Genomic DNA, 25698 nt, shown 5'->3' on the forward strand with positions numbered 1-25698 from the left:
CCGACTCTGGGGGCCGCTTCTTCGCGTATCCGGGGGTCAGTTGGACCGCCGGCAAACAGTAGGACAACTGAAGATGGTCATCACCGAAGACAACACCGGGGCACAACGACGATGCGCCCGGCACGTAGAGAGAAAAGGAGGACCCGATGGAGGGTCCTGAGATCACATTCGCCGAGGCCACGATCGACAACGGTCAGTTCGGCACCCGCACCATCCGGTTCGAGACCGGCCGTCTGGCCCAGCAGGCGGGTGGCGCCATCGCCGCCTACCTCGACGGCGAGACCATGCTCCTGTCGACCACCACGGCCGGCAAGACCCCCAAGGACCACTTCGACTTCTTCCCCCTGACGGTGGACGTCGAGGAGCGGATGTACGCCGCCGGTCGCATCCCCGGAAGCTTCTTCCGCCGTGAAGGCCGTCCCGGTACGGACGCCATCCTCACCTGCCGCCTCATCGACCGCCCGCTGCGCCCGACCTTCAAGAAGGGTCTGCGCAACGAGGTCCAGGTCGTCATCTCCGTCCTGTCGGTCCACCCGGACCACCAGTACGACGTCCTCGCGATCAACGCCGCCTCGCTGTCGACGCAGATCTCCGGTCTGCCCTTCTCGGGTCCGATCGGCGCCGTGCGCGTCTCGCTCATCGACGGCCAGTGGGTCGCCTTCCCCAACTTCAGCGACATCGAGCGCTCGACCTTCGACATGGTCGTCGCCGGCCGGGTCGTCGATGGGGACGACGTCGCGATCATGATGGTCGAGGCGGAGTCCACCGAGTCCACCTGGGACCTCGTGAAGAACCAGGGCAAGACCGCCCCGACCGAAGAGGTCGTCGCCGAGGGCCTGGACGCCTCCAAGAAGTTCATCAAGCAGCTGTGCGACACGCAGGCCGAGCTGGCCGCCAAGGCCGCCAAGCCGGTCGAGGACTTCCCGATCTTCCTCGACTACCAGGACGACGCCTACGCCGCCGTCGAGGCTGCCACCTCCGCCGACCTGTCGACCGCGCTCACCATCGCGGGCAAGCAGGAGCGCGAGGGCCGTCTGGACGAGATCAAGGACGCCATGAAGGCCTCCCTCGCCGGCACCGAGGACGCTCCCGGTGAGTTCTTCGGCCGCGAGAAGGAGCTCTCCGCTGCCTTCCGCTCCGCGCAGAAGGCGCAGGTCCGCCAGCGCATCCTGCGCGACAAGGTCCGCATCGACGGCCGTGGCCTCGCCGACATCCGCGCCCTCGGCGCCGAGGTCGAGGTCCTGCCGCGCGTGCACGGCTCGGCGCTCTTCGAGCGCGGCGAGACCCAGATCATGGGTGTCACCACGCTCAACATGCTCAAGATGGAGCAGCAGATCGACTCGCTGAGCCCCGTCACCAAGAAGCGCTACATGCACAACTACAACTTCCCGCCCTACTCGACCGGTGAGACCGGCCGTGTCGGTAGCCCGAAGCGCCGCGAGATCGGTCACGGAGCGCTTGCCGAGCGCGCGCTCCTGCCGGTGCTGCCCTCCCGCGAGGAGTTCCCGTACGCGATCCGTCAGGTCTCCGAGGCCCTCGGGTCCAACGGCTCGACCTCGATGGGCTCCGTCTGCGCGTCCACGATGTCGCTGCTCAACGCCGGCGTGCCGCTGCGTGCCGCTGTTGCCGGCATCGCCATGGGTCTGGTCTCCGACCAGGTCGACGGTGAGACCCGCTACGCCGCGATGACCGACATCCTCGGCGCCGAGGACGCGTTCGGCGACATGGACTTCAAGGTCGCCGGTACCCGCGAGTTCGTCACCGCCATCCAGCTCGACACCAAGCTCGACGGCATCCCCGCCTCGGTGCTCGGTGGCGCGCTGACCCAGGCCCGCGACGCTCGTCTGCACATCCTCGACGTCATGAACGAGGCCATCGATGCTCCCGACGAGATGGCCCCCACGGCGCCGCGGATCATCACGGTCAACGTCCCCGTCGACAAGATCGGTGAGGTCATCGGCCCGAAGGGCAAGATGATCAAGCAGATCCAGGAGGACACCGGCGCCGACATCAGCATCGAGGACGACGGCACCGTCTTCATCGGTGCGGTCGACGGCCCCTCCGCGGAGGCTGCGCGCAACGCGGTCAACGCGATCGCCAACCCGCAGATGCCCGAGATCGGCGAGCGCTTCCTCGGTACCGTCGTCAAGACGACCACCTTCGGTGCGTTCGTCTCCCTGACCCCCGGCAAGGACGGCCTGCTGCACATCTCCGAGGTGCGCAAGCTCGTCGGTGGCAAGCGGATCGACGCCGTCGAGGACATCCTCGGCGTGGGCCAGACCGTCCAGGTCGAGCTCAAGGAGATCGACCCGCGCGGCAAGCTGAGCCTCGCCGCCGTCCTCAGCCCCGAGCAGGAGGCCGAGCTGGCCTCCAGCCCGAAGGGTGATGACGAGGGTGGCCGTGGCGGTCGCCGTGACGGCGGTCGTGAGGGTGGCCGCGACGGTGGTCGTGAAAGCGGTCGTGAGGGTGGTGGCCGCGAGGGCGGGCGTCGCCGTCGCCGCCGCGACGACTCCTCGTCCAGCGACTCCTCGTCCAACGAGAACGGCTCCTCCGAGTCCAGCGACTCCCAGGACGACTGACCCCTCTGGGTCCTTCGACGGGGCCGGCTCTCCTTCACGGGAGGGCCGGCCCCTTCGTCATCCCCCTGTGGATACTCGGCGGGCGAGGTCGCCGGATCCGGCTTACGGTGGTCCGGCACCGTTGGGACGGTGCGGTGCACACGCCACACACGCCACACACGCAGGGGGACATCTTCATGAAGGCCGCGCGCATCCTCGCCGGGATCATCGCCGTCGTACTCGTCGTCGTCGGGGCCGCGGTCGCGGTCCTGCTCGGACCGGACGACACGTGGGGTGGTGAGCCGACGGCCCTGCCCGACGGTGCGGCCCCGATCGTCGCGACGGCGCCCAGACTGCTCAACGTCGCCGGGGTCGACCTCGTGGTCAGCGCCACGGCGGCAGAGGGTGAGGCCTTTGTCGGGGCGGGCCACCCCGTGCACGTGCAGGACTACCTGGGCGAGGTCACGCGTACCGAGATCACCGGGCTGTCGGCCGACGGGATCGGCGGCTCGCAGCAGCTGGCAGGGGAGCGGGACTACCCGGCCGCACCTCCGTCGCGGCTCGACGTCTGGGACCAGCAGGACCAGGGCCGTGAGGCGGCGATCGAGGTCCCGCTCACGCCCGACGCCCCCGTCCAGATCGCGGCGCTGCCGGCCACGGCGAAGGGAGCAGCCCCCCAGGTCGGGATCGGCTACCAGCTGCCCGGGGCCTTCGTCGCCGGTGTCGTGATGGCGCTCGTCGGTCTGCTGCTGCTGGCGGCAATGATCCTCTGGGGCCGCCGGGCCCGGCGCGCGGCCGCCCGCCGAGCCGAGGCCCGATCGGTCGAGCGGCCTGTCGAGCAGGCGGTCGCCCCAGCGAGCCTCTCCCGCAGTGCCACCCGGGTCGCCCTCGTCGGCACGATCGCAGTGCTCTCGACAGGCTGCACGGTCCCGCAGGAGGTCGACCACGGGGACTCTTCCGGGGTCGTGCCCCTCGAGCAGGCCGATGCCCAGGCGATGCTCGACGACTACGACGTGCGCAACAACGCCGCGATCAAGAAGTCACACACGGGTGACGGCAGCCTGTGGAAGACCGCCGACACGGGTCCGATGCTCGCCCAGGACGAGCTGTCGGCGCGCTTCGACGCCTACGACAAGCCCAAGGGCGCGGCAAAACCCCTCACCCATGAGGGCGGACGGGTCTACGCGCCCGTGCAACAGGCCTACCCGCTGTGGGCCGCGGTCGAGATGAAGCCCGCCAAGCCCGCCAAACCTGCCAAGGACGGCGCGGAGACGCTCTACGTCTACACCAAGGACCACGCGGCCGGCGAGTGGAAGGCCAGCTCCTCCATGTCCTTGGCCGACGGTCTGCCGACGGCGCTGGGCCCCGAGGAGGCCGCTCCGTCGTCGCAGGACCTGGAGCGTGCAGAGGACGTGGACACCCTGCTGGAGACGTGGGCGGAGAGTGGCGCGGTCAACGGGTTGGTCGTGGACCAGGACATGAAGGATGCGCGCACCGAGCTGCACAAGAAGGCCAAGGGCGTCGAGCGCATCGCCGACTCGGCCGACTCGTGGGGCGGTACCCGCGACACGGGTGACGCGCAGCCCGCCGTCCGGGCGATCCGGGTGAAGGAGGGTCTCCTCGTGCTGAGCGAGATCCGCTGGACCAGCAGCCACTACCTCAAGGCCGACTGGACGTGGAACCCGTCGAAGCGGGAGCAGGCGGTCTACGGGAACCGTGCCAACGGCAATGTCTCGCACCGGCGCTGCTCGCTCGTCGCAGCGACCCTCGTGCCGGACACCGGGGACGCGCGGGTCCTCGGCTCGAGCACGTCCTGGGTCCTCTAGCCGCAGCCGTCCCGGCCGATCAGTCCCACACCCGGGTGTCGAGGATCGGGCCCTCGGCGGGCGTCAGCCGGTCGACCGCCACGACCTCTGCGCTGAAGCGCAGCCCCTCACGGATCCGCTGGGTGACCTGCTGCACCTGGTCCGCGGGGTCGGTGCCCGGAGCCAGGACGACCTCGCAGCGCAGGGTGTCGAGGTGGTCGGTGCGGCCGATGACGAAGCGGTGGTCGACGACGGACGGGAGCCGGGACATGACCGACGCGGTCTGCGCCGGGTGGAGGAACATCCCCTTCACCTTCACCGCCGAGCCGGTACGACCCAGCACACCCCGCAGACGGAGCGAGCCGTCCGGCCCGAGCATCCACCCCGACAGGTCGCCGGTCCCGAACCGGACCAAGGGATAGTCGGGACGCAGCACGGTGACGACGACCTCCCCTTCGCTCTCGTCCTCGATCGGCTCCCCGGTGCCGATGTCGCACACCTGCACCAGGACGCCGTCGGCCAGAACCAGGCCGGCACCGTCGCCCACCTCGTAGGCGAGCAGACCGGTCTCGCCGGTGCCGTAGGCCATGCACACCGAGTCGACGCGGGCCGTGAGTGCGGCTCGCAGCGAGTCCGGGAGTGGCTCCGCCGTGACCATGGCCCGGCGCAGCTGCCACGCCTGCGGCGGCAGCCCGAGCTCGTCGAAGCGGTCGATGAGTGCCTTGAGGTAGCTCGGCAGACCGCTGTACGTGCTCACCCCCAGGTCCGCGATGGCCCGGGCCTGCAGGTCCTGGTTGCCGATGCCTGCGGGGAGCACCGCTGCGCCGGTGGCGAGCAGGCCCTCCTCCATCATCGCGCCAGCGGGGGAGAGGTGGTACCCGAAGCAGTTGATCGCCGTGTCCCCGGACCCGACGCCGAGGTGGGTGAAGACCTGCCCCCAGCGCCAGTAGTCGGGGGCGTCCAGCTGGGGTTCGTACAGCGGGCCGGGCGACTGGAAGACCCGCTGCACGGCCGCACCGGGAGCGAGCAGACCACCGAAGGGGGGAGTGCTCGCCTGCTCGGCGACGAGGTCGTCCTTGGACAGCACGGGCAACGCGCTCAGGTCGGCCACCGAGCGGACCGATCCGGGGTCGATCCCGGCCCGGTCCAGTCGTGCGGCCAGGCCCGGGACCGCCCCGGCACGGGTGATCAGGTCCGTGACGGCCTGATCCATCGCGCGGTGGGCGAGGTGCTCACCGATCGCAACGTGGAGGGACATGACAGCTCCTCGTGGAGGTCCGGATGGGGAAGGGGGTGGGTCACAGCCAGCGCTTGCGGCGCTTGTAGTGCTTGACGTCCCGGTAGCTCTTGCGGCTGCCCTCCTCGCCGAGGCCGAGGTAGAACTCCTTGACGTCAGGGTTCTCGCTCAGCTCGGCTGCGGGTCCCTCGAGGACGATCCGGCCCTGCTCCATGATGAAGCCGTGGTCGGCGATCTCGAGGGCCCGTCGAGCGTTCTGCTCGATGACCAGGACGGTCAGCCCCTGCTCGACGTTGAGCCGCTTGATGTACCCGAAGATCTCCTGGACGAGCAGCGGAGCGAGACCCAGTGAGGGCTCGTCGAGCATGAGCAGCTTGGGCCGCGCCATCAGGGCACGCCCGATGGCCAGCATCTGCTGCTCACCGCCCGAGAGGTAGCCGGCGATCCGGGCCCGCATGTCGGCGAGCTTGGGGAAGAACTCGTAGACGAGCTCGAGGTCCTCCTTGCTCTCCTTGCGTGTGTAGGCGCCGGCCACGAGGTTGTCGGCGACGGTCAGGTGCGAGAAGACGTGACGGCCCTCCATGCACAGGCTCATCCCACGTCGCACGCGCTCGGCAGCGTCCATCGAGGTGATGTCCTCGCCGGCGAAGGTCACCGAGCCGTCGGTGACGGCCCCGCGCTCGCTCGGCAGGAGCCCGGACACGGCCTTCAGCGTCGTGGACTTGCCGGCGCCGTTGGAGCCGAGGAGGGCCACGACCTGGCCCTCGGGTACGGACAGGGAGAGTCCGCGCAGCACCAGGATGACGTCGTCGTAGATGACCTCGACGTTGTTCAGGGTGAGCAGGCCCCCCGCGGGGGCGTCCGAGGACGCCCCCGCGAGCTGCTGAGCGGCGACCTGGCTCACGGCGTCGCGCCTGCCTTGACCTCGACCATCTTGCCGCCCTTGGCCGTGTAGATGCCGGTGGCGGAGGAGCCGCGGTGGCTCTCCGCGGTGAACTCCACGGTGCCGTTGCCGACGACGCCGCCGGTGTCCTGGCCGCCCATGGTCTCCAGCGACTTGCGGATGTTGGCGCCGGTCAGCTCGTCACCGTCCTTGAGGGTCTTCTCCATGCCCCCGGCCATGATGGCCATCGCGTACCAGCCCTGGACCCACGACGTGCCGACCTTCTTCTCGTCGATGCCCTTGGCCTTGATGTACTCGCTGATGACTTTGTGGCCCTCCTTGTCCGCAGACATCGGGGCGAAGGGCTGGATGAGCATGTGGCCCTCGGCGATCTTGGGTCCGGCCGAGTCGATGAAGAGCTCGTTGGCGCACCAGTTGAGGCAGACGATCTTCATGTCCAGCTTCTGCGCGGCGATGTCCTTGGCGACCAGCGCGGCAGGGGAGGCGACGTTCTGGATGACGATGTACTTCGCCCCCTGCTTCTTGGCCTGGGCGAGCAGGCCCACGTAGTTCTGCTGGCCGCCCGGCATCGCGTAGGAGGTGTAGCCGAGGTCGAGCTTCTTCTCGCCGATCCACTTCTTGCCGTCCGCGACGGGAGCGGTACCGAAGGGGCTGTCGTTGTGGAAGACCGCGACCTCGCTCTTGCCGCCGGCGTCCTCGGCGATCCAGTTGAGGGCGATGCGCATCTGGTCGGAGTACGTGGGTGCCACGACGAAGTTGTACGGCGCCTCCTTGGGGTCGGTCAGCGGCTCGGCGAAGGAGCCCGACATGAAGGGCAGCTCGTCCTTGCCGACGCTGCTCGAGAGCGCCTCGGTGTCACCGGTGCCCCAGCCCTGGATGGCCACGACCTCGTCGTTCAGGTACTGCTTGTACAGCGTCTCGGCCTTGGGGACCTCGTAGGCGTAGTCGTTGGACAGCGCCTCGATCTTGCGGCCCTCGATGCCCCCTTCGCTGTTGCGCCAGTCGATGTAGGCCTTCATGCCCTCGTTGTAGGGCGTCCCCACGTCACCGGTGGCGCCGGTGAGGTCGGCGATGATGCCGACCTTGATGGGCGAGCTGGAGTCGGCTCCGTCGGAGCCGCCACCGCCGCAGGCGGACAGCAGCAGGGCCGAGGCGGCGGCCATCGCGGCGAGTGAGCGAGTTCGTGCAGACATCGTTGTCTCCTTCATGGGGTGGGGCACAGATCCAGTGGGTGTGGCGGGTGATCAGTAGCGGAAGGGCCAGAACCTGACGTACTCCTTCATCCGTTGCCAGATGCGGTCGAGACCGCGTGGCTCGATGATGAGGAAGAGGATGATGACCAGACCGAAGGTGGCATTGCGCACGGCCGGCAGCTGGTCGGTGAGGAAGGGCATCGAGGAGCCCAGCGAGTTGGCGACCTGGCGGATGACCTCGGGCAGGAGCGTCATGAAGATGGCTCCGTAGACGGCCCCGGCGATGCTGCCCAGCCCGCCGACGATGATCATCGCGAGGTAGAGGATCGACACGTCGAGGGTGAACTTCTCCCACGACACGACCTCGCTGTAGTGGGCGGTGAGGGCGCCGGCGAGGCCGACGAAGCCGGACGAGATGGCGAAGGCGGTCAGCTTGACCCGGGCCAGGTTGACCCCGATCGCCTCGGCGGCGATGTCCTGGTCACGCACCGCCATGAAGGAGCGACCCAGTCCGGTCCGGAAGAGGTTGCGTGCGGAGAGCACCGTCAGCGTGGCGAGGACGAGCAGGATCCAGTACCACTGCTGCTCGAAGACGGCCCGTGCGCCGACCTGGAAGCCGAAGACCTCGAAGCGGTCGACGTTGAGGTAGCCCTGGCCCTCGGTCAGCCACGACCAGCGGCGGATGACGAACTCGATGATCATCTGGCTGGCGAGCGTGGCGATCGCCAGGTACAGGCCCTTCAGGCGCAGGCCGGGGAGTCCGAAGAAGGTCCCGACGGCGGCGGAGAGCAGGACGGCTCCGATGATCGCCAGGGGTGTCGGGAGCCCGATGCGGTCGGAGAAGATCGCCGAGCTGTAGGCGCCCACTGCCATGAAGCCGCCCTGGCCCAGGGAGATCTGACCGGTGTACCCGACGAGGATGTTCAGCCCCACGGCGCCGATGACGGCGATGAGGATCAGGTTGGCCTGGGAGAGCCAGTAGTTGTCGAGGACGAAGGGCAGGACGAGCAGCAGGACCGTGAGCAGGCCCAGACGGAAGTACTCGGCACGCGTGGCCCGCAGGCGCAGCTCGGAGACATAGGTGCGGTGGTGGATACCGGTGGCGGTGGCGGCCATCGTCAGGTCACACCCTCTCGATCCGGGTCTCGCCGAAGATCCCGTACGGACGTACGAGCAGGATCAGGACGAGAGCGATGTACGGGATGACGGTGGCGAGACCCGGGTCGAGGTACCCACCGGTGAACTGCTGCAGCAGGCCGATGACCAGTCCGCCGACGATGGTCCCGGGCACGGAGTCGAGCCCGCCCAGGATGACGACGGGGAAGACGAGCAACCCGAAGGACGCGATGTTCTGGTCGACCGCGGAGATGTCACCGACGAGCACCCCCGCGATCAGGGCGCTGACGCCGGCCAGCGCCCAGGCGAGGGCGAAGATCCGGCGTACCGAGATCCCCATCGTCATGGCGGCCTGCTGGTCATCGGCGACGGCCCGCATGGCGATGCCGTGCCGGGACCGTCGGAAGAAGATGGTGAAGGCGGTCAGGACGATGCCGGCGATGAGGATCGCCAACAACCTGTTGATCGGCACGCTGGCGCCGAGCAGGCTGAGCGATCCGGTGGGCAGGATCTTCGGCTGGCTCTTGGGCGCGGTGCCGAAGAAGGCCTGGACCAGCGCGTTGAGCAGCGCGGACAGCCCGATCGTCACCATGATGATGCTGATCGGGTTCTCGCCCACCATCGGCCGCAGGATGAAGCGCTCGACGACGACCCCGATCACGATCGCGACGAGGACCCCGATGAGCGCGGCGGCGATGAGTGGGAGCTGCAGCACGACGAAGGCGGTGTAGAAGGTGTACGCCCCGACGAGCAGGAACTCTCCCTGGGCGAAGTTGATGACGCCGGTCGCCTTGTAGATCAGGACGAACCCGAGGGCAGCAAGGGCGAGGATGGATCCATCGGCCAACCCGTAGATCAGCTGGTTGAGGAAGGTGCTCATCGGCGACCACTCCAGACGGGTCGGCGGCCCCGGCCTGGCGGGACCGAGTAGGTGGTCAGGTCGAAGATGGTCAGCTCCAGCTCGCGGTCGATGCTCGAGCCGTCCTGGTAGGTCACGCGGCTGCGCACCGAGACCTGCTCGTCGCCGCGCCCGAGGGCGGCGATGATGTCGCCGTAGCGGTCGGCGATGACCGAGCGGCGCACCTTGCGGGTACGGGTGATCTCGTCGTCGTCGGGGTCCAGCTGCTTGTGCAGCAGGACGAAGCGCTCGACCCGGATCCCCTCGGGGAGGTCCTCGTTGGCCCGGGTCGCCTCCTCCGCGACCAGCTCCTGCACCTCGGGCTTGGCGGCGAGGTCGGTGAAGGTCGTGTAGCTCAGGCGCTCGTGCTCGGCCCAAGCGCCCACGGTCGCCGGGTCGATGATGATCAGTGCGGTCATGCCCTGCCGCTCTCCGCTGGGCGCGAAGACCACGGCCTCCTCGATGTACGGCGAGAACTTCAGCTTGTTCTCGATGAAGGCGCTGGAGTACCGGGTGCCGTCGGGGGCGGTCAGGACGTCCTTGGCCCGGTCGATGATGACCAGGTGCCCGGCGTCGTCGAGGTACCCGGCGTCGCCGGTGCTGAGCCAACCCTCGGCGTCGACGACCTTGGCGGTCTCCTCCGGCTGACGGTGGTAGCCGCGGAAGACGGACGCCGAGCGCAGCAGGACCTCGCCCCCTTCGTCGATCCGCAGCTCGGTCCCCGGGATCGGGGTGCCGACGGTGTTGAAGGGGACGTCGTCGTCGCGGTGGAGCACCGCGATCCCGCAGATCTCGGTCTGACCGTAGATCTGCTTGAGGTTGACGCCGATGGCGTGGAAGAAGCGGAAGACGTCCGGTCCCAGTGGCGCCCCGCCGGTGTAGCAGCGTTGGATCCGCGCCAGACCCAGCTGGTCGCGGACCGGTCGGGTCGCGACGGCGTCGGCCACCTTGTGGGTCAGCGCCAGGAGCGGTCCGGGCTTGCGCCCGCTGACCCGCATCGCGGCCACCTTGTCCCCGACGCCGTAGCCCCAGCCGAAGATGCGTCGCTTGAACCAGTCCGACTCGTCGATGCGCACCTGGACCTCGGAGAGCATCGACTCCCAGATCCGGGGTGGCGAGAACATCAGGTCCGGCCCGATCTCCCGCATGTCGCTGCGCTGGGTGGAGGCGTCCTCGGGGAAGGAGATCGTCAGGCCGTGCGAGAGCCCGCAGGCGACGGCGAGCATCTGCTCCCCGATCCAGGCGAAGGGGAGGAAGGAGACGTAGCGGTCCTTGGTCGAGACCGGGTCGATGCTGGTCAGGTGCTCGGCCATGGCCAGCAGGTTGCGGTGGGAGAGCTCGGCCAGCTTGGGCTTGGAGGTCGTCCCGGAGGTGGTGCAGATGATCGCGATGTCGTCCGCGTCGCCCTGCTCCACCTGCCCTGCGAGCCAGTGCGGCAGCTCGACGGCCCGCTCGACGCCCGTGGCCTCGAGATCGGTGAACTCCATGAGCACGGGGTCGGTGTACTGCTCGAGGCCGTGCGGGTCGTAGTACACGATCCGCTCGATGTGCAGGGGTGCAGCGTCCGCGGGCGCCTCCTCGGCGAGCAGCCGCAGCAGCTTGTCGACCTGCTCCTGGTCCTCCGCGACAACGACCCGCGCCCGCGAGGTGGCCAGGATGTGGTGCAGCTCCTCGCCGATGGACGTGGGGTAGATGCCGACGACGGCGGCGCCGATGCTCTGCGCGGCCAGCTCGGCGATGAGCCACTCGGGACGGTTGTCGCCCAGGACGGCGATGACCTCCCCGCGCTCGACGCCCAGAGCCGCCAGCCCGTGGGCGGTCGCGTGGACCCGCTGGGCGTACTCGGACCAGGTGAGCGGCTGCCAGATGCCGTAGAGCTTCTCCTGCATGGCGACGGCGTCGGGACGAGTCGCTGCGAGGCCGGCGAGCAGCCTCGGGAAGGTGTCCGCGGACGGGTCAGACATTGACGGCCCCTTCTTCTTCGGCGCCCAGGTAGGCCTCGATGACGGCCGGCTCGGCCATCACCTCCGCAGGTGTCCCGTCGGCGATGAGGACCCCGAAGTCCAGGACGCTCACCCGGTGCGAGATGTCCATGACGACGTTCATGTCGTGCTCGATGAGCACGACCGAGACCTTGGCCAGCTCGTTGACATCGAGGATGTAGCGGGCCATGTCCTCCTTCTCCTCGGCGTTCATGCCGGCCATCGGCTCGTCGAGCAGGAGGAGCGAGGGCTGCAGGCACAGGGCCCGGCCGAGCTCCACGCGCTTCTGCACGCCGTAGGCCAGCGAGCCGACCGGCTTGGTCCGCACCGACTGCAGCTGCAGGAGGTCGATGACCTCCTCGACGAGCTGTCGGTGGGCGATCTCCTGTCGCCTGGCCGGGCCGAACCACAGCATCGACTGCAGGACGCTGTGGCGCATGTGGATGTGCCGGCCGAGCATGAGGTTGTCCAGCACGCTCATCGCGTGGAAGAGCTCGATGTTCTGGAAGGAGCGGGCGACGCCGAGGCGCGCGATCCGGTGCGGCGCCAAGGTGGTCAGCTCGTGCTCGTGCCGAGAGCCGGCCTCTCCGTCGCTGCCCTCGTCCGCGGTGTGCAGGCGGATGCGCCCGTCCTGCGGGTGGTAGAGCCCGCTGATGCAGTTCAGCAACGAGGACTTGCCGGCACCGTTGGGCCCGATGACGGCGTGGATGTGTCCCTCGGTGACCCGGAAGGACACCTCGCTCAAGGCGGTGACGCCCCCGAACCGCAGAGTTGCCTCCTCGATGTCGAGGAGTGGCTCTCCCGCCGGGAGATGACCGCCTCGCAAGGAGTGCTTGTAGGACCTGGTCAGCACTGACCCTCCTGATCGCCGCTTCGACAGTGAAACCGGAACGATCCGACAATACGTTTTCACTATGTGAAAGCGCAATACCTTCTACGGAAATGTTCAACGGACTGTGGTTGACTGCATGACACAAAGAAACTGTCGACATCAACAGGCGGAGGAGGTCGCATGGCAGGCGGTCGAGCGAGCGAGGGCAGCGTCGGGCGAGGTGGACTCGGGACCGTCCGCAACGCAGTCGTCCTGCTGGACCTGCTGGGCGAGGGACCCGCCCTGCAGCACCTCACCGACCTCGCCGAGCGCTCGCAGATGTCGATCCCCACGGTCCATCGACTCCTGCGCTCGCTCGTGCTGGCCGACCTCGTGGTCCAGGACCCCCAGTCCTCCCGCTACGGCCTCGGGCCAGAGCTGACCCGGTTGTCCAACCACTACCTCTCGCGGCTGCCGCTGCTCGGCGCCCTCAGCCCCTACCTGTCCCAGCTGCGCGACGAGCTGGGCCGCACCGTGCACGTCCAGATCCTCGTGCACGGCGAGGTCATCTACGTCGACCGCGTCGACGGCGCCGAGCGGGACCCCTACCGCGAGACCCACCGGGTGGGTTCGGCCCTGTCCTGCGCCGGAGGTCGCATCATCGCCGCCCGGGCGAGCGATGACGAGTGGCGACAAGCGCTGGCACGGGCGACGCGGGAGGACCGCGAGGTGGCGACCGACGCCGAGCGGGCCCGATGGGCCTCGCTCGAGCACCTGGCTCTCACGCCCGCCGACCCGGCGCTGCCCGCAGAGGTCGCCGTGGGCCTGGTGGACGGACAGGGGTTGACGGTGGCGGCGCTCGCTGCCACCGTCCCTGATGCTGCCGACACCGAGGCCGTCACCAAGGCGGCCGTCCATCTGGGCCGAGCGGCTCGGGCAGCGGGGAGGACGCTGGGACATGCCTGATCGTGAGCCGTACCCGGGGAGCACGCCGCCGGACCCGGCGTGGGCGGAGATCGCCGGGCTCATCGACTTCGACCACCCGTACGCCGCGCTCTGGACCCCGGGTCCGCGGTCGGGGCGCTGGTTCGCCGATGCGATGGCCAACCTGTCGACCAACTGCATCGACCGCCACCTCGTCGACGGCGCCGACCGGGTCGCTCTGCACTGGGAGGGAGAGCCGGGCGACCGGCGCTCGCTCACCTACGCGGACCTGCACCAGCAGGTGGTCGTCCTCACCCGTGCCCTGCGCGGGATGGGGGTCGGGGTCGGCGACCGGGTGGGCCTGCACCTGGGCTGGTTGCCCGAGACGGTCGTGGCCATGCTCGCCTGTGCGCGCCTGGGGGCGATCCACGCGGTCCTGCCCGCTCCGCTGCCGATCGAGCCCCTCGCCGACCGGTTGGGCGCGCTGGACCTCAAGGTGCTCTTCACCCAGGACGGCGCCTGGCGGCACGGGACCGTGCTGCCGACCAAGGCGCGTGCTGACGAGGCGCTGCTGGCCAGCGGGTCGGTCGAGCACACCATCGTCGTGCGCCGCACCGGCATGGACGTGGCCTGGTTCGAAGGGGATCGGTGGTACCACGACATCGTCGGACCAACCCGACGCACGCCGGCGGAGTCTGGCGAGGACGAGGGCGACCTCGGCGCACCCGTGTCCCTCCCGGCGGACCACCCCATCTCCATCGTCCCGCTGGCCACCAAGGGCGGACAGCCCGTGTCCGTCCTCCATGGGGCCGCGACGATGTTGGCCGGTGCGCTCGCCGTCCACCGGCGGCTGCGGACCGGCGGCGTCTTCTGGTGCGCCGGGGACATCTCCTGGGCCGTCACCCAGTTCCACGGCATCTACGGCCCGCTCGCCTACGGGGACACGGCGGTCATGTACGAGGGGACGCTCGACCAGCCGGCTCCGACCCGGGCCTGGGAGATCATCGCGCGCTACGGCGTGGAGAGCATGGTGTCCACGCCCTCCGTCATGCGCACAGTGCGGGGCTGGGCGCGGGAGCTGCCCGAGGTCTCGCGCATCCCGTCCCTGCTGCGGGTGACCACGGCCGGTGAGCCCGTCGAGAGCGACCTCGCCGAGTGGCTGACGCAGGCCTTCGGGGCCAAGGACCTGCAGGTGCTCGACGCCTGGGGCCAGCTCGAGCTCAGCGGGATCGTGCGGGTGATGGACACCGCGGACCCCGGGCTTGGCGGAGCAGGAGGGGAGACGGCCCTGCCCGACTGCGACCTCGACATCGTCGATGCTGCCGGCGAGCCCACGCCCCCGGGGCGTGCGGGCGAGGCCGTGCTGCGCCTCCCGTGGGCGGGCACGCTCGTCGACGTCGAGGGCGACCACGCCGATGTCGCGCAGTCGCACTGGACGCGCCACCCCGGGTGCTACGCCACCGGTGACCTCGCGTCGCGGGACGAGCGTGGCCACATCGCCTTCCTCGGTCGTACCGACGGGGTGGTCTCGATCTCCGGTCAGCTGGTGTCGCTCCGAGAGGTCCGCGAGGTCCTCGAGGACCACCCCTACGTCTCGGCCGCGGAGGTGACCTGGCGCAAGGACGCCGAGCTGGGTCGCGCGCTCGTCGCCGCGGTCGTCCTCGATCCCCAGGTCGGCCCCGACCCGGACCTGGACGAGGTGGCAGTGGGACTGATGAACGCCGTGCGGGAGATCATGGGCGGCCTTGCGCGCCCGCGCTCCCTGCTGGTCATCGACCGATTCGGCGACGAGCTCGGTCGGCTCGAGCGGGCCCGGGCGATCGCCACCCTGGCCACGCCCGACCGGGTCGGTGCGCCTCGCGAGGTCACGTGGTCACAGGTCCTCGCCGCCGCCGGCCAGTGATCGGAGCATGAGCAGGCCCCCGTCACCGTGTGGTGTCGGGGGCCTGCGTGCTGGGGGAGCCGAGGCTCGGTCAGGCGGCGTGGCGGGCAGCGCGGTGGGCGGTCTCGTCGGCCGCGGCCCAGCGCATCTCCATCCGAGTCCGGCCGTCGTCGCCGCGTACGGCGACCCACGTGCAGGTCAGCTTCGGAGCGGGTCGAGAGGTCTCGGCCTTCTTCAGTGTCGTCACGGTCATGGTGGACACCTCCTGTTCATGTCTTGTTCACTTACAACATTAGCACGAAGGTGAACAGAAGGTGAACGACACGTCGGTGCTCGTCGCGGGTCGCCCCCTTCGTAGGCTGTGCCCATGACGACGAAGGTGGCAGTGATCGGCGCCAAGGGGCGCATGGGTGCGACGGCGTGCGAGGCGGTGGAGGGTGCTGAGGACCTCGAGCTCGTCGCACGCTTCGACGACGGCGACGACCTGGGTGACCTCGGTGGCGCGCAGGTCGTCGTGGACTTCACCGTCCTGGCGGCCAGCGAGCGCAATGTCCGCCACTGCGTCGAGCGCGGCGTCCACGTCGTCGTCGGCACCTCGGGCTGGACCGATGACAAGGCGAGCGAGCTGCGCGGCGAGGTCGAGGCGAAGGGGGGCGTGGGCGTGCTCATCGCACCCAACTTCGCGATCGGGGCCGTGCTGATGATGCAGTTCGCCAAGCAGGCGGCCCGCTTCTACGAGTCCGTCGAGGTCGTGGAGCTGCACCACCCGCGCAAGGTCGACGCGCCCAGTGGCACCGCCACGCGCACCGCCGAGCTGATCGCCCGCTCTCGCGCCGAGGCCGGACTGGGTGCCGTCCCTGACGCCACCACCGACGACCCGGATGGCGCTCGCGGGGCGAACGTCGAGGGCATCCCGGTGCACGCGGTCCGCCTGCGGGGACTGGTCGCACACCAGGAGGTCCTCCTGGGCAACGAGGGGGAGATGCTCACGATCCGTCACGACTCCTTCGACCGCGTCTCCTTCATGCCCGGCGTCCTCACGGGCGTGCGTGAGGTCGGCAAGCACCCGGGGGTCACCGTGGGTCTGGAGCACGTCCTGGGTCTGTAGGCCCGGGTCGCTCGGCCCGTCGGCCCGCGGTCAGCCCCAGCCCAGCGCTCGCAGCGCGGCGGCGAGGGCGGCCGCGGCGAGGACGACGATGACGAAGTTGGCCCGCAGCCACAGCAGGACGACGGCCAGGGCGACGGCGACGAGCCGGGCATCGAGCACGATGCCCTCGTCGCCGCCGACCGTCTGCGTGACGACGAGGCCGGCGAGCAGGGCGACCGGCAGCAGGCCGATGACCCGCGAGCGTCGAGGCCCGTCGACGAGCGTCTCGGGGACGAGGTGACCGAGGTACTTCGTCGCGAAACCCAGGACGCAGGCGGCCAGGACCGCGGCCCACAGCACGGTGGTGCTCACAGCAGGTCTCCCTCGGGCTGCTCGAGGTCGCGGGCGCGGCTCGGTGCGGAGGAGATCAGGCCGACGACGACGGCAGCGAGTGCAGCGAGGAGCACCGGGACGCCGGCGGGCGTCGGCCCGAAGGCGATGAGCGCGATGGCCGCGGCCAGGGCCGCGGTCACCCGACCCGTGCGGTCCCGCAGCCGTGGCCAGATGAGCCCGACGAAGGCGGCGGCAGCCGCTGCGTCGAGCCCCCACACCCGTGGGTCCCCGATGGCGTTGCCGACGACGGCGCCGACGAGGGTCGAGAGGTTCCAGAAGGTGAAGACACCCAGTCCGCCGGCCCAGAAGCCGGTCCGCTGGACGGCGGGGTCCTGCTGGGCGAGGGCGACGGCGGTCGACTCGTCGATCGTCAGATGGGCGGCAGCGGCCCGGCGCCAGCCCGTCAGGCGCAGGACCCGTGCGAGCTGCAGACCGTAGAGGCCGTTGCGGATCCCGAGGAGGGTCGAGGTGACGACAGCGGTGACGGGGTTGCCGCCGGCGCTGATGATGCCGATGAAGGCGAACTGGGACCCGCCGGTGAAGAGCAGCAGCGACAGGGCCACGGTCTGCCACAGGTCGAGCCCGGCAGCGATCCCCAGCGCTCCGAAGCTCACGCCGTAGATGCCGGTCGCCAGGCCGACGGAGAGTCCCTGACGACGTGCTGCGGCGTGCTCGACGACCAGTGGGTCAGTCGTCACCCGGCTCCTCCACGAGGGTGGCGACGAGGCGCACCTCGCGGGCGGTGTCCTCCTCCGGCGAGATGACCCGGTCGCGGAAGGCGCCGTCGGGGGTGAGCCCTGAGCCGGTGAGGAAGGCGCGCAGCGACTCGTGCTCGACCAGGCACCAGATTGCCACGTGCTCGGCCCCCGCCTCACGCAGGATGTCGACGGCGGCGTTGACCAGGCGTGAGCCGTGGCCCTGCCGGCGGTGCATCGGGTGCACGCCCAGCGCGGTGATCTCGCCCGTCGTCTGGCCGGCGTCCGGGTCCTGGCTCGGTCCGATCGCGACGAACCCGACGACCGCGTCGCCTGCACAGGAGACGAGGAGGCGGTGGACCCCCTCCGGTGGGGTGCGAAGGGAGTCCCTCCAGCCGGCCGCGAAGGCCTGCGGGTCGAAGGCGGCATGCACCTGTGGCGGGACGATGCCGTCGTAGGCCTCCTGCCAGACGAGGGCCTGGGTCTGCCCGACCGCGGGCGCGTCGTTGACCGTGGCGCTGCGGACGCTCGCGTCGGCGGAGGTCATCAGCGCCCCTCGAAGGACGGGGTGCGCCGCTCGCCGAAGGCGCGCTGGCCCTCGACGAGGTCCTTGCTGGCCCAGGCCCGGGCGAAGGCCTCGGAGTAGACGGCATCGGGGGCGGGGATCGCGCCCATGCCGAGCTTTGACCCGGACTGCGACAGCGGGGCGAGCGGTACTGCCCGGCGGGCCAGGTCGATGGCGACGTCGAGGTCGCCGCGCTCCTGGGCGAAGCCGAGGCGCCAGGCGTCGTCGTCGGTGAGCACGGCGGCGGTCAGGACCATGTGGCGAGCAGCGCCCTCGCCCCAGAGGCGGGCGACCCGGTCGAGCGTCCACTTGTCGACCATGAGCCCCAGCTTTGCCACGGGGACGGCGAAGCGAGCGGGGGAGTCGACGACCCGCAGGTCGCACGCGACGGCCAGCTGCATGCCCAGGCCCATGCACGACCCGGAGATCGCGGCGATGGTGGTGATCGGTGCGGCGGCGAGGTGCTGCAGGACCTCGGCGAGACGCTCGGTGAAGGAGACGTCCTCGAGCTCGGTGAGGTCCGCTCCGGCGCAGAAGTGCCCCTCGGCGCCCGTCAGCACGAGCGCGCGCGACCCGGCGTCGAGGGCCGTGACGACCGCTGCGTGGAGCTCCTCCAGAGCCGTCAGGTCCAGCGCGTTGCGGCGGTGGGTTCGGTCGATGGTCACGACGGTGACGGCATCGGTGGTCTCGCTGAGGATGGGCACCGAGCCAGCATACGGAGCGGCGAAGGGGGTGCCGCAGCCCTCCCTTCGGCAGGGTGGAGGGCCTAGGTTGAGCGCATGGACACAGGCTCACCGACACAGGTCGCGCTCACCCGGGTGCCGGTCCCCGGGACCGGTGCCGAGGACGTGCTCGTCGGCCCGGACTCGCGGGTGTGGACGGGCACGGTGGACGGCGCGATCATCGCCGTCTCCCCGGACGGACGGCACAGCGAGCGGGTCGTCGAGACCGGAGGCCGGCCGCTGGGCCTGGAGTGGCTGCCCGACGGCCGCCTCCTCGTGTGCGACGCCGTGCGCGGCCTGCTCGCGGTCGACGTCGACGGGGACGGTGGCGTCGAGGAGCTCGTGACCCATGTCGACGGCACGGCGATGCTCTTCACCAACAACGCGGCGGTGGCCGCCGACGGCACGATCTGGTTCAGCGACTCCTCGCGCCGGTGGGGCATCGACGCCTGGAAGTCCGACCTCGTCGAGCACACCCGCAGCGGGCGCCTCCTGCGGCGCGACGTCGATGGCACGGTGACCACCGTCCTCGACGGGGTGGCCTTCGCCAACGGGGTGGCGCTCGCCAGGGACGAGAGCATGGTCCTCGTCGCCGAGCTGGCCCGGCGTCGGATCCGACGGGTGCGGTTGAGCGATGGTCGGCCGATGGCCGGCCACGTCGTCGCCGAGGTGGGGAGCGAGGTCGAGCCCGCGCAGGACGAGGTCTTCGTCAGCGGCCTGCCCGGGTACCCCGACAACATCTCCCGCGGGTCGGACGGACTGATCTGGTCGGCCATCGCGTCGCCGCCCGACCCGGTGCTGGGGCTGCTCCAACGCGGACCGCAACGGCTGCGCGACCTGGCGCTGCGCCTGCCGGAGGCACTCAAGCCCAGCCCGCAGCGCACCGTGCGCGTGACCGCCCACGACGACGAGGGGAGGCTCGTCCATGACCTGTGTGCGGACGCCACGCAGTGGCACATGGCGACCGGGGTGCGTGAGCACGACGGGCGGGTCTGGCTGGGCAGTCTCGTCGAGCCCGCGATCGCGTATATCGACGTGCCGCGCTGACCGTGGCCGCGACGCTGGGGCTCAGGAGGCGAGCACGAGGGCGGTCATCGCCACCAGCCAGCTGACGAAGCTGCCGACGAGGAAGTACTCGGTGACCTTGTCGATGTCCGACGGTCGGCGGCCGTCCTCGTCGGTCCTGGAGTGCGACTTCAGCTCGGGCCAGCGGATGAGCCCCTTGGCCGCGATCACGAGTCCCGCCGCGGTGAGCTCACCGGCCAGACCCAGTCCCAGGATGAAGATGCGCTCGAGGGGGCCGAGCAGCCGACCGCCGCGCAGCTCGCCGTCGGCCCCGCCGGCGAGCGGCCCCGGGGGGAGCGCGCCGGTGGTGACCAGGACGAGTCGGACGACCCGGTTGCCCGTGGCGAGCTGGACGAGCACGAGCCCGGCGAGCAGCAGGGCCCGGTCCGGCTCCGGCTGCCAGGGCAGCTGGCTCCAGGTCAGCCACCGCGCGAGCCACCCGGTGACCGGCGGTGCCCAGCCCGACCCGAGGAGCTGGACGAGCAGGGCTCCGGCGAAGACAGCCAGGGCCCGCCGGTGGCCGGTGCCGCGGTCGGCCTCCTCGGCGCAGATCAACCAGGCGACGAGGCCGATGACCGCCAGGGTCGTCAGCACCACACCGCCCCACGTCGCGAGGAGCCCGCAGGTCGCAGCGATGACGACGAGCACGAGCACACCGGCGATGGGGACCCAGCGGATCTCGCGCGCGGAGGCGGCCGGCCGGGGATGCAGGCTGCGCAGCAGGTCGGCGAGACCGATCGCGACGAGGAGGGCTGACAGGACGGTCACGGCAGGGCCTCCAGCTCGGTGTCGAGGGTGACGATGTGGTCGAGGGCGTCGCGGTGGACCCGGCGGGAGACGGCGGTGGGGGAGATCTGCTCGGCCTGCGCCAGGGCCTTCTGGGTGGTGCCGGCGAGCAGCCCGCGCAGCAGGCGTCGGGACCGGTCGTCGAGGTCGGCGAGGAGCAGGTCCCGGTGCTGCAGCGCGGCATCGAGCACCAGTCCGACGGAGGAGTCCTCGCGCCACCGGGTGCGCACGAGACGGCTGTCCGCGCGGGCGGAGCCCTCGGCCCCCTTCGCCAAGGTGATGGCCTCGCGGGCCCGCCACCATCCGGGGCCGTCCTGCACGCTGCCGTCCTCGCTGAGGGAGGCGACCTCGCCGTAGGACAGGCCGTAGCGGGTCTCGACCTCGGGCAGCAGCCCGGTGCGCAGGAGCAGGGCGGCGTGCGAGGCCTGGCCACGGCGCTCCCACGCGCCCTGGAACTCGTCGCCGACGGTGATCCGGACCGGGTGCACCGGCTGGGTGGCCACGTTGACCTCGGCGATGACCTCCTCGAGACGGGCATGCAGCTGCCCGCGGTCGGCTGCCGTGCGGGAGCCGACGACGTCGCCGATGAGGGTGGCCATCATGGTCATCTGAACACCCTAGCGTGATTCACCAACAAATAAACCTGTGGAGTCGATCCAAGGGTGAATCAACCAATGACGTTACGTTCGTAGGTGACGAAGTCGAAGCCGTCACGCGGGTCGCGGCGGACCTCGCGCCACACCTGCGGGTCGATCTGCGGGAAGAAGACCTCGGCGTCGGGCGACGCGTCGATCTCGGTCAGCTCGAGCCGGGAGGCCAGGTCGATCGTCTGTCGGTAGATCTCGCCGCCGCCGACGACGAAGACCTCACCGGGCCCGCCGACGACGAGGGCCTCCGCCAGGGAGTGCACGGCAATGGCGCCCGGAGCGCTCCAGTCGTGGTCGGAGGTGATGACGACCGTCGTCCGGCCGGGCAGGGCCCGGCCGATCGAGTCCCAGGTGCGCCGCCCCATGAGCATCACGCCACCCATCGTGAGCGCCTTGAAGTGCTTGAGGTCCTCGGGGAGGTGCCACGGCATGCCGCCGTCGACCCCGATGGCGCGGTTGGCTCCCAGCGCGGCGACGAGGACGAGCCGCTGGTCGTGACCCATCTCGACGAAGGGGGGCAGCCCCCCGTCGCGCAGCCCCTCGAGCACGAGGCGCTCGTGCGGCACGACCCGCTCGGGCAGCTGCGCCAGCGGCCACCAGCGCAGCTCGGCCGCCTTGTCGGGCTCGCGCAGGGTGGGCTCGCCGGACCACTGCGTGACGTGGAAGAAGAAGTCGGCGCGCTGCTCACGCGGGCCGGCGAGCGTGCTGCGCTGGACCGTGGTGAGCGGGGCCGCGGCGAGGACCCGGACCCCGAGCTCCTCCTCGACCTCACGGTGCAGGGCCTCGACGGGTGAGCCCGCGTCCTCGATGTGACCGGCGGCGCCGCAGGCCCACCAGCCGTCCATGAAGCCGGTGCCCTGCCGCAGCTGCAGCAGGACCTCGACGCCCTCGTCCTCGCTCGTCCGGGTCATCACGGCGTAGGACGCGGCGAGGAGCGGGACCCTGCCCCGCAGGCTCTCGGGAGTCGGTCGCGGCAGCCTCATACGGCGATCGGTGCCTTGATCGTGGGCGCGGCCTCGTACCCGACGAGGGTGAAGTCGTCGAGCTCGTAGGCGTCGATCGAGTCGCGCGGCGTGATCTCCATGCGCGGCAAGGGGCCGGGGGAGCGGGTCAGCTGCAGGTCGGCCTGCTCCAGGTGGTTGCTGTAGAGGTGCGCGTCACCGAGGGTGTGGACGAACTCACCCGGGTCCATGTCGACCTGCTGGGCGACCATCATCGTCAGCAGGGCGTAGGAGGCGATGTTGAAGGGCACGCCAAGGAAGATGTCGGCGCTGCGCTGGTAGAGCTGGCAGGACAGCTTCGCCCGGTGACCGTCCTGAGCCGGCGTCACGTAGAACTGGAACATCGTGTGGCACGGGGGCAGGGCCATCTCGCCGACCTCCGCGACATTCCACGCGGAGACGATGTGACGGCGGCTGTCGGGGTTGGTGCGCAGGGCATCGATGACCTGGCTGATCTGGTCGATGGTCGACCCGTCGGGCGCCGGCCAGGAGCGCCACTGGTGGCCGTAGACCGGACCGAGGTCACCCTGCTCGTCGGCCCACTCGTCCCAGATGGAGATCCCGCGCTCCTGCAGCCACCGGACATTGGTGTCACCACGCAGGAACCACAGCAGCTCACCGATGATCGATCGCAGGTGCAGCTTCTTGGTCGTCAGGGCCGGGAAGCCCTGCGACAGGTCGAAGCGCATCTGGTGACCGAAGACGCTGCGGGTCCCCGTACCGGTGCGGTCGGACTTGTCGACCCCGTGGTCGCGGACGTGCTCGAGGAGGTCGAGGTACTGGCGCATGGCGTCACGATAGACGCCCCCACCGACGGCTACGCTGACCAGCATGACGACTTCCCCCTTCGGCAGGGTGATCACCGCGATGGTCACCCCCATGAACCCTGACGGCTCGGTCGACACCCAGGGTGTGGCCGCTGTCGTCGAGCACCTCGTCGCGACCGGGCACGACGGCGTCGTCGTCAACGGCACGACCGGCGAGTCCCCGACGCTGAGCTCCGCCGAGAGCATCGCGATGGTCGAAGCCGTCAAGGCCGCCGCCGGCGACCGTCTCGCCGTCACGGCCGGAGTCGGGTCCAACAACACGGCGCACGCCATCCAGATGGCCGGCGAGGCAACTCGCGCCGGCGCCGACGGTCTGCTCGTCGTCTCCCCGTACTACAACAAGCCCACCCAGTCCGGTCTGCTCGCCCACACGCGCGCCATCGCCGACGCTGCCGAGCTGCCGATCATGCTCTACGACATCCCGGGGCGCACCGCGACCCCCTTCGCCGTGGAGACGCTCGTCGCGCTGGCCGACCACGAGCGGATCCTCGCCGTCAAGGACGCGAAGGGAGACCTGTGGGCCTCCTCGCAGGTCATGGCCGCGACCGATCTGCTCTGGTACTCCGGCGCCGACGAGCACAACCTCGCGCACCTCGCGCAGGGCGCCCACGGCATCGTCTCCGTCGTCGGCCATGTGGCCGGGCGCCAGTACGCCGACATGGTCGCCGCAGTCGACGCCGGCGACCTGGCGACCGCCCGGTCGATCCACCACCGCCTCATCCCGGTCGTCAATGCCCTGATGTCGACCTCGCAGGGCGCGATCATGGCCAAGGCCGCGCTCGTCGAGCTCGGGGTCATCGCGCACGCGACCGTCCGGCTGCCCTACGTCGAGGGCCCGCCGGAGCACCTCGAGGTCCTGCGCGCCGGTCTGTCCGCCTCCGGGATCGGGGTCGCTGCGTGAGCCACCCGCACCCGGACCTCGCGTCTCCTCCACCGCTGGAGCCGGGCGCGGTGCGGGTCGTCGCGCTGGGCGGCCTGGGCGAGGTCGGGCGCAACATGACGGTCATCGAGCACGAGGGGCAGCTGCTCGTCGTCGACTGCGGGGTCCTCTTCCCGGAGGACCACCAGCCCGGCGTCGACCTGATCCTCCCGGACTTCGAGTACATCCTCGACCGTCTCGACGACATCCAGGCGATCGTGCTGACCCACGGGCACGAGGACCACATCGGCGCGGTGCCCTACCTGCTGCGTCACAAGCCCGACATCCCGCTCGTCGGGTCGATGCTCACGCTGGCGCTCATCGAGGCCAAGCTCAAGGAGCACCGGATCAAGCCCTTCACCCTCGGGGTCAAGGAGGGCGGGCGCGAGTCCTTCGGAGTCTTCGACTGCGAGTTCATCGCCGTCAACCACTCGATCCCCGACGCCCTGGCCGTCTTCGTGCGCACCGCGGGCGGGACCCTGCTGCACACGGGCGACTTCAAGATGGACCAGCTGCCGCTGGACAAGCGGCTGACCGACCTGCGCGCCTTCGCCCGGGTCGGCGAGGAGGGGGTCGACCTCTTCCTCACCGACTCCACCAACGCCGAGGTGCCCGGCTTCACGACCCCCGAGCGGGAGATCGCGCCGGCGATCGACACCGTCTTCCGCACGGCCCAGCGCCGGATCATCGTGGCCTGCTTCTCCAGCCACGTGCACCGCGTCCAGCAGGTGCTCGACGCCGCCGAGCGCAACGGCCGCAAGGTCGCGATGGTCGGACGCTCGATGGTGCGCAACATGGGCATCGCCGCCGACCTGGGCTACCTCCACGTCCCCGACGGCGTGCTCGTCGACGTCAAGAAGCTCGACACCTTCCCCGACGACGAGATCGTGCTCATCTGCACCGGCAGCCAGGGCGAGCCGATGGCGGCACTGTCACGGATGGCCAACCGCGACCACCGCATCGACGTCGGCGACGGCGACACCGTGCTGCTCGCCTCCAGCCTCATCCCCGGCAACGAGAATGCCGTCTACCGCGTCATCAACGGCCTGATGCGGCTCGGCGCCGACGTGGTCCACAAGGGCAACGCCAAGGTGCACGTCTCGGGCCACGCGAGTGCCGGCGAGCTGCTCTACTGCTACAACATCGTCAAGCCGCGCAATGTCATGCCGGTCCACGGCGAGTGGCGCCACCTCGTCGCCAATGCCGATCTGGCGATGCAGACCGGCGTCGACCCCGACCATGTCGTGCTCGCCGAGGACGGTGTCGTGGCCGACCTCGTCGACGGGCGCGCCCGGATCGTCGGGTCCGTGCCGTGCGGCTACGTCTACGTCGACGGCTCGAGCGTCGGCGGGGCCACCGAGGACCTGCTCAAGGACCGCCGCATCCTGCGCGACGAGGGCTTCATCTCCGTGACCATCGTCGTCGACTCCTCGACCGGCAAGGTCATCGCCGGTCCGGAGATCACCGCCCGCGGCTTCGCCGAGGACGACGAGATCTTCACCCAGGTCAAGCCCACGATCATCGCGGCCCTCGACGAGGCCGCGAGCAAGGGCACGACCGACACCCACCAGCTGCAGCGCGTCGTGCGCCGCGCCATCGGTGGCTGGGTGGGCGGCAAGATCCGCCGGCGCCCGATGATCATCCCGGTGGTCATCGAGGCCTGAGCGGGTACCTCCTGCCG

At 70.3% G+C, this 25698-nt stretch carries 24 protein-coding genes; 8 read left to right on the forward strand and 16 right to left on the reverse strand.

Annotation, left to right across the window (positions count from 1 at the left end; genetic code table 11):
- Positions 1–146 precede the first annotated feature (146 nt).
- Positions 147–2579 carry a polyribonucleotide nucleotidyltransferase gene (locus tag EXU32_RS04265; protein ID WP_130628784.1) on the forward strand — a complete coding sequence of 811 codons (2433 nt, stop codon included), beginning with the start codon at positions 147–149 and terminating at the stop codon, positions 2577–2579.
- Positions 2580–2755: 176 nt separating this feature from the next.
- Positions 2756–4384, forward strand: a complete 1629-nt coding sequence (locus tag EXU32_RS04270) for a hypothetical protein (protein ID WP_130628785.1) — start codon at positions 2756–2758, stop codon at positions 4382–4384.
- A gap of 19 nt (positions 4385–4403) precedes the next feature.
- Here the strand turns inward: EXU32_RS04270 and EXU32_RS04275 are convergent, their stop codons facing one another.
- Genes EXU32_RS04275 through EXU32_RS04305 form a run of 7 tightly spaced genes read right to left on the reverse strand, consistent with a single transcriptional unit; the run spans position 4404 to position 12546 of the window.
- A complete protein-coding gene (locus tag EXU32_RS04275; RefSeq protein WP_130628786.1) occupies positions 4404–5621 on the reverse strand; it encodes a phenylacetate--CoA ligase family protein in 1218 nt (405 codons plus the stop codon).
- A gap of 40 nt (positions 5622–5661) precedes the next feature.
- On the reverse strand, positions 5662–6504 hold the full coding sequence (locus EXU32_RS04280; protein WP_242612879.1) for an ABC transporter ATP-binding protein: 843 nt from the start codon (positions 6502–6504) through the stop codon (positions 5662–5664).
- The gene (locus EXU32_RS04285) at positions 6501–7697 is read right to left on the reverse strand and encodes an ABC transporter substrate-binding protein (RefSeq protein ID WP_130628787.1); all 1197 of its coding nucleotides are present in this window, start codon (positions 7695–7697) and stop codon (positions 6501–6503) included. Before EXU32_RS04285 ends, EXU32_RS04280 begins: the two co-directional genes overlap by 4 nt.
- A 51-nt stretch (positions 7698–7748) precedes the next feature.
- Positions 7749–8813: a branched-chain amino acid ABC transporter permease gene (locus EXU32_RS04290; protein ID WP_130628788.1), complete on the reverse strand. Its 1065-nt coding sequence runs from the start codon at positions 8811–8813 to the stop codon at positions 7749–7751.
- Between the two features lie 7 nt (positions 8814–8820).
- Entirely contained in the window at positions 8821–9693 is an 873-nt protein-coding gene (locus EXU32_RS04295; protein WP_130628789.1) for a branched-chain amino acid ABC transporter permease, read from the reverse strand.
- A complete protein-coding gene (locus tag EXU32_RS04300) occupies positions 9690–11675 on the reverse strand; it encodes an AMP-binding protein (RefSeq protein WP_130628790.1) in 1986 nt (661 codons plus the stop codon). Before EXU32_RS04300 ends, EXU32_RS04295 begins: the two co-directional genes overlap by 4 nt.
- Positions 11668–12546, reverse strand: a complete 879-nt coding sequence (locus EXU32_RS04305) for an ABC transporter ATP-binding protein (RefSeq protein ID WP_130628791.1) — start codon at positions 12544–12546, stop codon at positions 11668–11670. The genes EXU32_RS04300 and EXU32_RS04305 overlap by 8 nt, the downstream gene beginning before the upstream one ends.
- A 159-nt stretch (positions 12547–12705) precedes the next feature.
- Between EXU32_RS04305 and EXU32_RS04310 the strand changes: the two genes are divergently transcribed.
- Together EXU32_RS04310 and EXU32_RS04315 are read left to right on the forward strand one after the other, a co-directional pair.
- Positions 12706–13470, forward strand: coding sequence for an IclR family transcriptional regulator (locus tag EXU32_RS04310; RefSeq protein WP_130628792.1), 765 nt, complete (start codon positions 12706–12708; stop codon positions 13468–13470).
- Positions 13463–15331: an acyl-CoA synthetase gene (locus tag EXU32_RS04315; protein WP_165399571.1), complete on the forward strand. Its 1869-nt coding sequence runs from the start codon at positions 13463–13465 to the stop codon at positions 15329–15331. The genes EXU32_RS04310 and EXU32_RS04315 overlap by 8 nt, the downstream gene beginning before the upstream one ends.
- A 70-nt stretch (positions 15332–15401) precedes the next feature.
- On the opposite strand, the gene EXU32_RS17120 is transcribed toward EXU32_RS04315, so the two are convergent.
- Positions 15402–15563 (reverse strand): hypothetical protein, encoded by a 162-nt coding sequence (locus tag EXU32_RS17120; RefSeq protein ID WP_165399572.1) that lies wholly within the window; start codon positions 15561–15563, stop codon positions 15402–15404.
- Positions 15564–15677: 114 nt separating this feature from the next.
- Between EXU32_RS17120 and dapB the strand changes: the two genes are divergently transcribed.
- Positions 15678–16418, forward strand: a complete 741-nt coding sequence (gene dapB / locus EXU32_RS04320) for a 4-hydroxy-tetrahydrodipicolinate reductase (protein WP_130628794.1) — start codon at positions 15678–15680, stop codon at positions 16416–16418.
- Between the two features lie 30 nt (positions 16419–16448).
- Here dapB and EXU32_RS04325 read toward each other — a convergent pair whose 3' ends face one another.
- From EXU32_RS04325 to EXU32_RS04340, 4 genes are read right to left on the reverse strand one after another with little or no spacing between them, the layout of a single operon-like run.
- Complete coding sequence (locus EXU32_RS04325; RefSeq protein WP_130628795.1) at positions 16449–16769, reverse strand: AzlD domain-containing protein; 321 nt, start codon at positions 16767–16769, stop codon at positions 16449–16451.
- Positions 16766–17488 (reverse strand): AzlC family ABC transporter permease, encoded by a 723-nt coding sequence (locus EXU32_RS04330; protein WP_130628796.1) that lies wholly within the window; start codon positions 17486–17488, stop codon positions 16766–16768. Before EXU32_RS04330 ends, EXU32_RS04325 begins: the two co-directional genes overlap by 4 nt.
- Entirely contained in the window at positions 17478–18032 is a 555-nt protein-coding gene (locus tag EXU32_RS04335; RefSeq protein WP_130628797.1) for a GNAT family N-acetyltransferase, read from the reverse strand. Before EXU32_RS04335 ends, EXU32_RS04330 begins: the two co-directional genes overlap by 11 nt.
- Positions 18032–18754, reverse strand: a complete 723-nt coding sequence (locus EXU32_RS04340; protein ID WP_130628798.1) for an enoyl-CoA hydratase-related protein — start codon at positions 18752–18754, stop codon at positions 18032–18034. Before EXU32_RS04340 ends, EXU32_RS04335 begins: the two co-directional genes overlap by 1 nt.
- 75 nt (positions 18755–18829) lie before the next feature.
- Between EXU32_RS04340 and EXU32_RS04345 the strand changes: the two genes are divergently transcribed.
- Positions 18830–19819: an SMP-30/gluconolactonase/LRE family protein gene (locus EXU32_RS04345; RefSeq protein WP_130628799.1), complete on the forward strand. Its 990-nt coding sequence runs from the start codon at positions 18830–18832 to the stop codon at positions 19817–19819.
- A 21-nt stretch (positions 19820–19840) separates the two neighbouring features.
- Here the strand turns inward: EXU32_RS04345 and EXU32_RS04350 are convergent, their stop codons facing one another.
- From EXU32_RS04350 to EXU32_RS04365, 4 genes are read right to left on the reverse strand one after another with little or no spacing between them, the layout of a single operon-like run.
- Positions 19841–20605, reverse strand: coding sequence for a hypothetical protein (locus tag EXU32_RS04350; RefSeq protein ID WP_130628800.1), 765 nt, complete (start codon positions 20603–20605; stop codon positions 19841–19843).
- A complete protein-coding gene (locus tag EXU32_RS04355; protein ID WP_130628801.1) occupies positions 20602–21231 on the reverse strand; it encodes a SatD family protein in 630 nt (209 codons plus the stop codon). The genes EXU32_RS04350 and EXU32_RS04355 overlap by 4 nt, the downstream gene beginning before the upstream one ends.
- 59 nt (positions 21232–21290) lie before the next feature.
- A complete protein-coding gene (locus EXU32_RS04360; protein WP_130628802.1) occupies positions 21291–22253 on the reverse strand; it encodes a dihydrofolate reductase in 963 nt (320 codons plus the stop codon).
- Entirely contained in the window at positions 22250–23059 is an 810-nt protein-coding gene (locus EXU32_RS04365; protein ID WP_130631043.1) for a thymidylate synthase, read from the reverse strand. Before EXU32_RS04365 ends, EXU32_RS04360 begins: the two co-directional genes overlap by 4 nt.
- 43 nt (positions 23060–23102) lie before the next feature.
- On the opposite strand from EXU32_RS04365, the gene dapA reads away from it, so the two are divergent.
- Together dapA and EXU32_RS04375 are read left to right on the forward strand one after the other, a co-directional pair.
- The gene (gene dapA, locus EXU32_RS04370) at positions 23103–23999 is read left to right on the forward strand and encodes a 4-hydroxy-tetrahydrodipicolinate synthase (protein ID WP_130628803.1); all 897 of its coding nucleotides are present in this window, start codon (positions 23103–23105) and stop codon (positions 23997–23999) included.
- On the forward strand, positions 23996–25681 hold the full coding sequence (locus tag EXU32_RS04375) for a ribonuclease J (protein ID WP_130628804.1): 1686 nt from the start codon (positions 23996–23998) through the stop codon (positions 25679–25681). The genes dapA and EXU32_RS04375 overlap by 4 nt, the downstream gene beginning before the upstream one ends.
- The last annotated feature ends 17 nt before the right edge of the window (positions 25682–25698 follow it).

The sequence above is a fragment of the Janibacter limosus genome (genome assembly GCF_004295485.1).
Classification (GTDB): domain Bacteria; phylum Actinomycetota; class Actinomycetes; order Actinomycetales; family Dermatophilaceae; genus Janibacter; species Janibacter limosus_A.